Origin of the sequence: Clostridium guangxiense, assembly GCF_021043395.1 — a bacterium.
In the GTDB taxonomy this organism is placed as follows: Bacteria; Bacillota; Clostridia; order Clostridiales; family Clostridiaceae; genus Clostridium_S; species Clostridium_S guangxiense.
Genome location: NZ_JAJNKE010000087.1, coordinates 1 through 2,203, shown reverse-complemented (window position 1 = coordinate 2,203; position 2,203 = coordinate 1). Strand labels below are relative to the sequence as shown.

Below are 2,203 nucleotides of genomic sequence, written 5' to 3'. Positions count from 1 at the left end.
TATAAATGTCAAGATTAAAATGTAACTTTTTGATCATTTAAGGCTGTAGGTTTTAGTGTTCTTCCTGCTTTATATGATCTTTAAGCCTGTATGAATTTCCGACAATAGAAACTACATGAGCATGATGAAGAACTCTATCTAAAATTGCATTTGCAATAACAGAATCATAAAAGATTTCATCCCAAGAATTAAAATTTATATTTGTAGTCAATATTGTACTCTTTTTTTCATATCTCATATCAATAAGTTGAAAAAATAACTTTGAATCTTCTTTGTCTATTGGGAGATATCCTAATTCGTCTATTATTAAGACTTTATATTTACTGAAATGCCTAAGCCTGGCATCAAGCCTATTCTCCAAATTAGCCCTTTTCAATTGCTGTATAAGGTCGTTACACTTAATAAAGTATGTACTGTATCTTCGCTTCGCGGCAGCGATTCCTATAGATGTAGCTAAATGTGTTTTACCAACACCACTGGGACCTAAAAATACAATGTTTTCTTGAGATTCAAGAAATCTCAATGAAGCAAAATCTAATATTTGGTCTTTATTTATACTTGGTTGAAATGTAAAATCAAAATCTTTGATTTCCTTAGTATGAGGGAATGCCCCTACTTTAACCATTGAACGAATCATATTTGCTTCCTTAAAATCTATTTCATGTGTTGACAGTTTTATCAGACTATCTACAAACGATAGATTATTCTTTGTAGTAAAATCAATAACCTCATCTAGATGGTTTATCATCTGCTTCATTTTTAAATATTCTAAATTTTTAATAAGTTGTGTATAAGTACTATTCATTATTATATATCTCTCCAATCAAATTTAAGTTGTTTTTAGCAATCTCATTCATATCTAATTTAGAATTAGTAAATGTTAATGAGCTAATACCCAAATAATGTTCATAATGATAATTCAACTTTTGATTTTTTATTTCGTGAATAGTAACTAATTTTGTGTTATAATGCAAATGTAGTTGATTATCATATACTTGTAGTTTAAGTTTTTTCCCTATATATTCTGGTGGTACAGAATATTGATTTGATTTGTATGAAATCATGCTTTGGAGATTAACTTTAACACTTGTTGTGATAATATTGTAGTGATTTCTTATTTGCTCTTTAGGAAGCTCAAATAGGAAATCTTTTTCTTTTTCCAAGTGTAATATAGGAATTTTCCCTGTAGTTGTATGACATGAACTATTAACTCTATTGTTAAGTTTTGCTACAAGTTCATGCAATTCTTCAAAATTTAATGTGCCATTGTAAGCTCTAATTTCATCAAGTAATTTCATTGGTGCTTCTACTTTAGCTTTTGTGTTCGGTCTTCCTGCTATGCAGGGACGGACAACAAAACCGTAATCATCTGCAAACTGTTGAAATTTATTGTTTACCTTTCCCTTAGAATATTGTGTTCTAGGTGCGTCCATTACAGTTTTCATATTATCTGTTAATAATTCATTAGGTACACCACCCAATATTTCAAAAGATTCATTAAGAAACGATAACAAAATATCTTGTGTCTTATCAATAGAAAGTCTATAAATCCTAAATCTTGAATATGACATTAACAAAACAAAAATGTTAATTGTGATCGTCTCACCAGTAGATAATAGAAAATCAATACTTTCCTTCCAATCCAATTGTGCTTGATGCCCTTTTGCTGTTTCATATCTCATATTAGAACTATTTGAAATGTGTCCATTCTTTCTATCTTTAAAATAATTATTAAATTCTGGCTTCCCCGATATATATCTTCTGAAAGAAGATTGAGCGCAATCTAGATTATGATTATCGGTTAAATATTGCCATAAAACGCGCTTGTAATAGAATACTTGAGGGGACTTATCACTAAGAAGTTCCTTAATTATAGGTTCAAATTCATCAATTTTAGATTTTCTATTTCTAGTTGTAGGTTTTATATATCCATTTAAGTATTTTCCTACGGTTCGAGGATCTACACCAAGCTCTCTTGCAATTTCACTCTTATTAACTTTCAAATTATTTACCTCCATAATTGGATTTAACTTATGAAGATCTTCTAAAGTACTAATTTCAATTTCTGAATAAACATTTGTTTTTATAATCATAATTACCTCACAATTTTTCCTTTGTCTTTTTGGTAATTATAACTTATCTAGGCTATTTTTCATACATTCTTATATGATCATTTTCCTACAATCTTATGTTAGCATTTATA

At 28.8% G+C, this 2,203-nt stretch carries 2 protein-coding genes; both read right to left on the bottom strand.

Annotated elements, in window-relative coordinates:
* Positions 1 to 52: 52 nt before the first annotated feature.
* The gene (gene istB / locus LQK79_RS20720; protein ID WP_231017777.1) at positions 53 to 805 is read right to left on the bottom strand and encodes an IS21-like element helper ATPase IstB; all 753 of its coding nucleotides are present in this window, start codon (positions 803 to 805) and stop codon (positions 53 to 55) included.
* On the bottom strand, positions 798 to 2,093 hold the full coding sequence (gene istA, locus LQK79_RS20715; RefSeq protein ID WP_053242834.1) for an IS21 family transposase: 1,296 nt from the start codon (positions 2,091 to 2,093) through the stop codon (positions 798 to 800). The genes istB and istA overlap by 8 nt, the downstream gene beginning before the upstream one ends.
* Positions 2,094 to 2,203: the final 110 nt, after the last annotated feature.

What these genes read in the sequence shown, in the direction of transcription:
- istB (WP_231017777.1), bottom strand. Translation starts at nt 805, where the DNA reads ATGAATAGTACTTATACACAACTTATTAAAAATTTAGAATATTTAAAA.
- istA (WP_053242834.1), bottom strand. Translation starts at nt 2,093, where the DNA reads ATGATTATAAAAACAAATGTTTATTCAGAAATTGAAATTAGTACTTTA.